Raw genomic sequence first — 7,864 nt, forward strand, 5'->3', positions numbered from 1 at the left:
TTGCGCTCGAAGACTCGCTCCACCCCTGGCTACCATCCGCCGCCCCTCCGGGGCTACCAAACCAAGCTCCGGTCGCTCACGCTCCCGGCTCGCCGGAGGGCAGCGTCACCCGATGGGCTGCCACTTGCGGCCCTCGGCCCCGAGCAGCTCGTCGGAGGCCGCGGGGCCCTCCGAGCCGACCGCGTACCCCTGCGGCAGCGTGTCGCTCTGCTCGGCCGCGGTGATGATCGGGTCCATGATCTCCCACGCCCGCTCGATCTCGTCGGCCCGCATGAACAGCGCCGCGTCGCCGGTGATCGCGTCCAGCAGCAGCCGCTCGTAGGCCTCCGGCAGCGCCTTCTCCTTGTACGCGTCCTTGTAGTCGAACGCCAGGTCGCGGGGCTGCAGGTCCACGCCGTCCACGTTGGGCACCTTGGTCTGGAAGTTCAGTTTGATGCCCTCGTTGGGCTGGATCATCACCGTCAGGTGGTTGCACCGGAGCACCTGCCCCGGCGGCAGCGGGAACATCAGGTGCGACGGGCACCGGAACTGGATCATCACCTCGCTGTACCGGTTCTTCAGCCCCTTGCCCGACCGCAGGTAGAACGGCACGCCGTGCCACCGCCGGTTCTCGATCTCCAGCTTCACCGCCGCGAACGTCGGCGTCTTGGACGCGGCCGGCACGCCCGGCTCCGAGTGGTAGCCCGTGTACTGCCCCAGCGCCATCGACTTGCGGGCCTTCTCGACCGTCGGGATCGGGACGGCCGACAGCACCTTCATCTTCTCGTTGCGCAGGTTCTCGGCGGTGAACCGCGTCGGGTCCTCCATCGTCACCATCGTCATGATCTGGAGCAGGTGGTTCTGCAGCATGTCGCGGAGGACGCCGCTGCCGTCGTAGTACCCGCCGCGGCGGCCGACCGTCACCTTCTCGGCGACCGTGATCTGCACGTGGTCGATGTACTGGTAGTTCCACAGCGGCTCGAACATGGTGTTCGCGAACCGGAACACGAGGATGTTCTGGACCGTGTCCTTGCCGAGGTAGTGGTCGATGCGGTAGAGCTGCTCCTCCTTCCAGTGCTTGTGCAGCGCCTCGTTGAGCGCCACGGCCGTCTCGCGGTTGTGCCCGAACGGCTTCTCGATGATGAGCCGGCGGAACCCGGTGTCCTCCTTGTTCATCCCGGCGCTGCCGAGGTGCCCGGCCAGCTGCGGGTAGATGTCGGGCGACACCGACAGGTAGAACAGCCGCCGGCCGCCGGCCCCGCCCTCGTTGGCCGCGAACCAGTCCTGCAGCGGCTTCAGCCCGGCCGCCTGCGTGGCGTCGGCCGCGACGTAGTGGATCCGCTTGGCGAACTCCGCCCACTTCGCGGGGTCGAACAGCTCGCCCGCGCCGGTGATCGCCTCCCTCACCTTCGGGGTGAGGTGGTCCCGGAACGCGTCGTCGGAGTACGCGGTCCGGGCGACGCCGAGCACCTTGGCCTCGGCCGGCAGCCGGCCCTTGAGCATCAGGTTGTACAGCGCCGGGATGAGCTTCCGGGACGTGAGGTCCCCGGACGCCCCGAAGATGACGACCGTGAGCGGCGATGCCATGAGCGTGACCCTGGTGTGAAGGTGGTCCGAGGAATCTGGGGCGGTCCGAGTTTAAAGGTACGCGGCCCGCGGGGAACGCGCAATGTTCGAATTCGGCGCGTCGCCGCGGCCGGGGCGGAACGGTTTCTCGCAACTCGGAACTCCCCTCATGGTATGAGGCGGCGCGGTCCCTATAAGTACCCGCACGGTCGCGAACCCGGCGGGCGAGAACATTCCCATGCGTGTCGGCATCCTCGGCGGCGGGCAACTCGGGCGGATGCTGGCCCTCGCCGGCTACCCCCTCGGCCTGCGGCCGACCGTCCTCGAACCCGGCGAGGAGTCGTCGGCCGGGCAGGTGTGCCCGCACGTCGCCGGCGAGTTCGACGACTACCGGGCCCTGTACGAGCTGGCCCGCGGGTCCGACGTGGTGACGTTCGAGTTCGAGAACGTGCCGGTCGAGAGCGCCCGGTGGCTCGCCGAGCGGGTGCCGGTGTTCCCGCCCCCGCGGGCGCTCGAGGTGTCGCAGGAGCGGCTCGCCGAGAAGCAGTTCTTCGTGTCCCTGGGCATCCCGACGCCGCCGTTCGCGGCGGTCGACTCCCGCGCGGAGTTCGACGCGGCCGTTGCGTCGATCGGCCTGCCCGCGGTCCTCAAGACGCGGCGGTTCGGGTACGACGGCAAGGGCCAGGCGGTGCTGCGGACGCCCGCCGACTGCGAGGCCGCGTGGGCCAAGCTCGGCGGCCGGGCGCTGATCCTCGAAGGGTTCGTCGCGTTCGACCGCGAGCTCTCGCTCCTCGCGGTGCGGGGCCGCGACGGGCGGATCGCGGCGTACCCGCTGATCGAGAACGTCCACCGCGACGGCATCCTGCACCGCTCGGTCGCCCCGGCCGGGAACCTCGGCGAGGAACTCAACGAGCGGGCCGCGGAGTACGCGTCGCGGGTGCTGGCGGAACTCGACTACGTCGGCGTGCTGACCATCGAGTGGTTCCAGGACGGCCCGCGGCTGCTGGCCAACGAGATGGCCCCGCGGGTCCACAACTCGGGGCACTGGACCATCGACGCGGCCGTGACGAGCCAGTTCGAGAACCACCTGCGGGCGGTGTGCGGGCTCCCCCTGGGCCGGTGCGACGCGGTCGGGCACGCCGCGATGTACAACTTCATCGGGGCGGTGCCGCCGGTCCCGGAGGTGCTCGCGAACCCGGACGCGCGGCTGCACGTATACGGCAAGAGCCCGCGGGCCGCCCGGAAGGTCGGGCACGTCACCCTGCGGGCGGGCACCGCCGACGAGCTGGCCGACCGGCTCCCCGAGTGGGACGCGCAGTTCGAGCGCCGCCCGTTCGTGAAGGCGGAATGAGCCCCGCCCCCGGGTTGCCGCGGGTCGCTTGCCTCAGACACCCGGTTCGGGCACAATGCTGGAAGGTGTACCGGTCCGCACCCGCGGTCCAGGTCCCTTGCCGTCGTCCCCACGAGGCGTGACCCATGAACCCCCGCCTCCGCCGCCCCGCCCTCTCGGCGGCGTTCCTCGGCCTCGTGCTGGCCGTCGCCCCCGCCCCAGGCCCCGCCCGCGCCCAGGACCACCACCCGCACACGATCTGGCAGCAGTCGCTCACCCCCGAACAGGTGCGCGCGGCGCTCGCCCGCATGGGGGCGGGCGAGAACGGCCTCGACCCGTTCCAGGAGATGGTCCGGGACCACCTCCTCAAGAACAACCCGGGGCTCCAGGGCGGCCCGGCCGAAGAGATCATCAAGCGGCTCACGTCGGACAAGAAGCTGATGGAGCAGTTGAAGCAACTGGCCAAGCAGAAGCAGACCGACCCGGGCCGCCCCGGCAAGGTCTCCCCCGACGACCTCACCAAGCTCCTCGACCCCAAGCTCGGCGGCAAGCTCCCCGACCGCCCGGACATCGACTTCAAGGGGATCAAGCTCCCCAAGTTCGACCTCCCGAAGGCCGACCCCAAGACCGACCCGGACCCGAAGGGCGATCCGAAGGCGGACCCGGACCCGAACCCGAGGGGCGACCCGCGGCCGAAGGCCGATCCCCAACCCGCGCCGCCGGAGCACGACCTTCCGCCCCCGCCGCGGCCCGGGGACGACCCGACCAAGCTCCGCCTCGACGAGAGCCCGTTCCCCGAGCCCGAGGAGGCGACCGACCCGCGGTCCAAGTCGCTCCAGGCGTTCGCGGCGCTGTGGGAGCGGAACATCGGCCCCCTGAGCGAGACCCCCGAGGTGCAGCGGGCGCTGTTCGAGGCGATCGGCGAGAACGGGTTCGACTTCGACCTGAAGGACGACAAGGGGAACAGCCTCTGGGACCTGCTCAAGGCCGGCGACGGCGCGAACCTCGGCGACGTGTTCGGCGGCACCGGCACCGGGGGCGGGAACTGGAACCTCGGGAACTGGGAGCTCCCCAAGGTCGGCGACCTGTTCAGCGGGTGGCGGACCCCGAACACGCCGGCGCCCAACTGGTCGCCCCCGGACGGCGGCCCGCGGCCGAACCTGCCCTCGTCCTCCGGGTGGGGCCTCGGCAGCGGCACCGGCGGGCTCGGCGGCTCGTGGGCGGCGCTGGTGGTGCTGCTCCTGTTGGTGGCCGGGGTGTTCCTGTGGTTCAAGCTCCGGAATCTCCGGGACGCCGCGGTCCGCGGGGGTGCGTTCGCCGGGGCCGGGCTCGGCCCGTGGCCCGTGGACCCGCGGCGGATCACGACCCGCGAGGACGTGGTGAAGGCGTTCGAGTACCTGAGCGTCCTCCTGTGCGGGCCGGCCGCGAGGAACTGGACCCACGGCACCATCGCCGCGGCCCTGGCCGACGTCGCCGCCCGCGACCCCCGCGCCGGCACGGGGCTGGCCCGGCTCTACGAACTGGCCCGGTACGCCCCGCTCGACGAGGCGCTCACCAACGGCGAGCTGGCCGAGGCCCGCACACTCGCCTGCTCGCTCGCGGGGGAGTCGCACTGATGCCGACCCGCACCGCCACACTCGCGCTCGCCCTCGCGGCCGCCGCGCTCCTCGCGGCCCCCACGGCCGCCACCGCCCAGCGCCGCCCGCCCCCGGAACCGCAGCGGCCGCAGGTCGAGATCCCGGCCGACGGCACGGAACTGTTCCGCGCCCTGCTCGACCGCGCCGGGGTCAAGCCGATCAAGGAGCAGGACGCCTGGACCCGCCCCGAGGAGGTGATCGTCGTCGTCCTGGGGAGCGGTTGGCGGCACGCCCCCCACGGCGGTGCGGGCGGGCCGATCACCGCCCACTACGTCGTCGCGAACGGCGGCGCGGCTCTCGTCGCGACCGACTCGTACCTGGACCTCCACGACTTCAACGGCGACCACCGCGCGGCGGTCGCGCCGGACCGCGTCCAGTGTACGGTCGCCGGGTCCGTCCACGCCGTCCCCGTGGCCGGCGGTCTGGAGCCGGAGCCGAAGTTCGACTGCCCGTACCTCGTCCCGGTCGCCCCCCCGGGCGGCGACCGGGACGACCCGGAGGACCCGCTCACACGGGTCTTCGCCGGCGACGGCGGGGGGGCGCACCCGCTCACCCGCGTGGCCGCGAACCAGAGCTCCTTCATCGTCGCCGATCCGCTCAACGCCATGATCCGCCAGCCGGCCGCGCGGCTCCCGAGGGGGTGCGTCACCGTGCCGTCGAACCGGAGGCGGGGCGACGCGGCCCCGCCACCGGTGGACGTGGGCGGCGCGCTGTTCGCCGCCGGCGGGTACGGCGACACCCGCCGGGGCGAGTTCCCGTACCGGTTCCTGGCCATGGCCGACCAGAGCGTGTTCATCAACCAGATGCTCATCGAGCCCGGGACGCAGAACCTCGAACTCACCTACCGCGTCATCGAGTACCTCCAGGGGCCGACCCAGCGGAAGCGGTGCCTGCTCTACGAGAACGGCCGGGTGGTCGAGAAGTTCGACGACCTGCGGCACGCCTTCGCCAAGCCGAAGCCCCCGCTGCCCATGCCGAACATCAACGCGATGCAGGAGAAGCTCGTCGACATGGCCGACAAGCTGGTCGACGACGTCCAGACCCGCGACGTGCCCAACAAGCTGCTGCTCCGGGCGTTCAGTCTCGCGTCGATCGCCCGGCTCGCCCTGCTCGGCCTGACGCTCTACGGCACCTGGTTCCTGCTCAAGCGGATGTTCTCGGCCCGCAAGCCGACCGACGCGCCGCCGCCCCCGACCATCGCGGGCGTGGCGGCCGGCCCGCCGGGGGTGTTCGACCGCCGGCAGAAGGAACTTGCCCGGCGGAACAACGTGTACGAGCCGGTGCGGGACGCGGTCCGCGAGTTCTTCCACGCGCTCGGCGCCCGCGGCGGCGAGCGGCCCCCGGAGGTGGTGGTCACGCGCGCGGTGCGGAAGCCGAACTCGCTCCGGCTCGCGGTCGCCGACTTCTGGAAGCTCGCGTTCGGCCCCCCGCAGGAGCTGAGCGTCGCCCGGTGGAAGGAACTCGAAGGGTACTTCGACCGGGTCCGGCAGGCCCACGCCGACGGCAAGTGGCACTTCGTGCTGGAACCCGCCGCCTCTTAGTCGGGGCGTCGCCCCCGGCTGCCCCCGGGGCGAGAGCAAGGGGTGGTGGAAAGGTCCGCGTGGGTGAAGCGTGGTTCACGCGGTCACCCCTCACCCGCGACTCGCAGAGGCTCGTCGCGACCTCTCCCCGTGGGAACGGGGCGAGGTGGGGCTCGCCGGGCTCCTCACAGGCACCGCGGGTGAGTCGGCTTTGGAGGTGGACCGACCACCCCCACCTCGCCCCGTTCCTACGGGGAGAGGTCGCCGCGCTTCGCGGCGGGTGAGGGGGAACTACGAGAAGTGGGCACCCGACACGCGACCACGATCCGCCACCGCTTCTAAGAAGAGAAGAACCCGGGGGCCGACGCCCCCGCTCGCCGGGCCGGGGCGGCGACCGACACACAGGAACGACAGCTAGGGAGTGTGGCATGAGTTTGGCCCCGCCGATCGGCACGCAGCAGGCCCACGACGCCCCGCCCGCCGACGCGAAGCCCGCGCACGAGTTGGCCCAGCAGGCGAAGCAACTCAACCAGAGGGTCACCGCCGAGATCGCCCGGGTCGTCGTCGGCGTCGAGCCGGTCACCCAGCAACTGCTCATCGCGCTGCTGGCCGGCGGGCACGTCCTGCTCGAAGGGGTCCCCGGGGTCGCCAAGACGACGCTGTCGAAGGTGTTCGCCCGCATCCTCGGGTGCCAGTACCAGCGGGTCCAGTTCACCCCGGACCTGCTCCCGTCCGACGTCACCGGCACGTCCATCTTCGACCGCAACGCCAACGACTTCGTGCTCCGCAAGGGGCCGATCTTCACCCAGGTGCTGCTGGCCGACGAGATCAACCGCGCCCCGGCCAAGACCCAGGCCGCGCTCCTCGAGGCGATGCAGGAGTACCAGGTGACGGTGGACGGCGCGTCGCTCCCGCTGACGCTCCCGTTCATCGTGCTGGCGACGCAGAACCCGGTCGAGCAGGAGGGCGTGTACCGGCTCCCCGAGGCGCAGCTCGACCGGTTCCTGCTCCGCATCGAGATGGGGTACCCGGGGCTGAAGCACGAGGTGAACCTGCTCCGGCTGCACAGCAAGCCGCCGGCCGAGGTGGAGCCCCTGTTCACCCCCGAGACGATCCTGGCGCTCCAGCGGAAGCTCCCGTTCGTGTACGGGCACGACTCGCTGTTCGAGTACATCGTGAACCTCGCCGACGCGAGCCGCCGGCACCCGGACGTGGCGCTCGGGGCCAGCCCGCGGGCCGCGCTGAACCTGCTCCGGTGCGCCCGGGCGCGGGCCGTGCTCGAGGGCCGGCACTTCTTCACCCACGAGGACGTGCAGGCGGTCGCCTACGGCGTGCTGGGGCACCGGCTCATCCTCCGGCCCGAGGCCGAGATCGAGGGGAAGTACGTCGCCGACATCGTCCGCGACGTGCTCCATTCCGTGCCGGTGCTGGAAACGGTGTAGTAGTGGGGAGTGGGTAGTGGGCAGTGGGCAGTGGGTGGTGGAAAGTGAATACCGAATCCGGTTGATCCGTCCCACTGGGTTCTTGACCTCCCCCCTGGTGGGGGAGGTCGCCGCGAGTCTTCGAGCGGCGGGTGGGGGGCGACCTGAACGGTGTGTCCAGCTTCCCCCCCACCCGGCTCGCAGAGCCTCGCCACCCTCCCCCACCAGGGGGGAGGGCAAGAACCCAGGGTACGGCGAAGTGGTGGGCGAGCAGCCTCGGCGCGCATGGGGCACACGATAACTCCGACTCTTCCCTCTTGCTGTCCACTGTCCACTCCACACTGCCCGTTGACCACTGACCACTGACCACTGACCACTGACCACTGACCACTGACCACTGACCACTGACCA

The 7,864-nt window shown here is 71.5% G+C and carries 5 protein-coding genes; 4 read left to right on the top strand and 1 reads right to left on the bottom strand.

What is annotated here, in order from left to right; all coding sequences use genetic code 11:
* Positions 1–105: 105 nt before the first annotated feature.
* Positions 106–1,566, bottom strand: coding sequence for a glucose-6-phosphate dehydrogenase (gene zwf, locus ACTIGN_RS08575; protein WP_439622803.1), 1,461 nt, complete (start codon positions 1,564–1,566; stop codon positions 106–108).
* 217 nt (positions 1,567–1,783) lie between these two features.
* On the opposite strand from zwf, the gene ACTIGN_RS08580 reads away from it, so the two are divergent.
* From ACTIGN_RS08580 to ACTIGN_RS08595, 4 genes are all read left to right on the top strand, one after another.
* Positions 1,784–2,896: a 5-(carboxyamino)imidazole ribonucleotide synthase gene (locus ACTIGN_RS08580; protein WP_439622805.1), complete on the top strand. Its 1,113-nt coding sequence runs from the start codon at positions 1,784–1,786 to the stop codon at positions 2,894–2,896.
* Positions 2,897–3,021: 125 nt separating this feature from the next.
* A complete protein-coding gene (locus ACTIGN_RS08585; RefSeq protein ID WP_439622807.1) occupies positions 3,022–4,491 on the top strand; it encodes a hypothetical protein in 1,470 nt (489 codons plus the stop codon).
* A complete protein-coding gene (locus ACTIGN_RS08590; RefSeq protein WP_439622808.1) occupies positions 4,491–6,053 on the top strand; it encodes a hypothetical protein in 1,563 nt (520 codons plus the stop codon). The genes ACTIGN_RS08585 and ACTIGN_RS08590 overlap by 1 nt, the downstream gene beginning before the upstream one ends.
* A gap of 407 nt (positions 6,054–6,460) precedes the next feature.
* Complete coding sequence (locus tag ACTIGN_RS08595; protein WP_439622810.1) at positions 6,461–7,474, top strand: AAA family ATPase; 1,014 nt, start codon at positions 6,461–6,463, stop codon at positions 7,472–7,474.
* Positions 7,475–7,864: the final 390 nt, after the last annotated feature.

Origin of the sequence: Gemmata sp. (genome assembly GCF_051859125.1) — a bacterium.
Classification (GTDB): domain Bacteria; phylum Planctomycetota; class Planctomycetia; order Gemmatales; family Gemmataceae; genus Gemmata.

Coding starts and splice junctions, on each gene's coding strand:
- zwf (WP_439622803.1), bottom strand. CDS start 1,566: ATGGCATCGCCGCTCACGGTCGTCATCTTCGGGGCGTCCGGGGACCTC.
- ACTIGN_RS08580 (WP_439622805.1), top strand. CDS start 1,784: ATGCGTGTCGGCATCCTCGGCGGCGGGCAACTCGGGCGGATGCTGGCC.
- ACTIGN_RS08585 (WP_439622807.1), top strand. CDS start 3,022: ATGAACCCCCGCCTCCGCCGCCCCGCCCTCTCGGCGGCGTTCCTCGGC.
- ACTIGN_RS08590 (WP_439622808.1), top strand. CDS start 4,491: ATGCCGACCCGCACCGCCACACTCGCGCTCGCCCTCGCGGCCGCCGCG.
- ACTIGN_RS08595 (WP_439622810.1), top strand. CDS start 6,461: ATGAGTTTGGCCCCGCCGATCGGCACGCAGCAGGCCCACGACGCCCCG.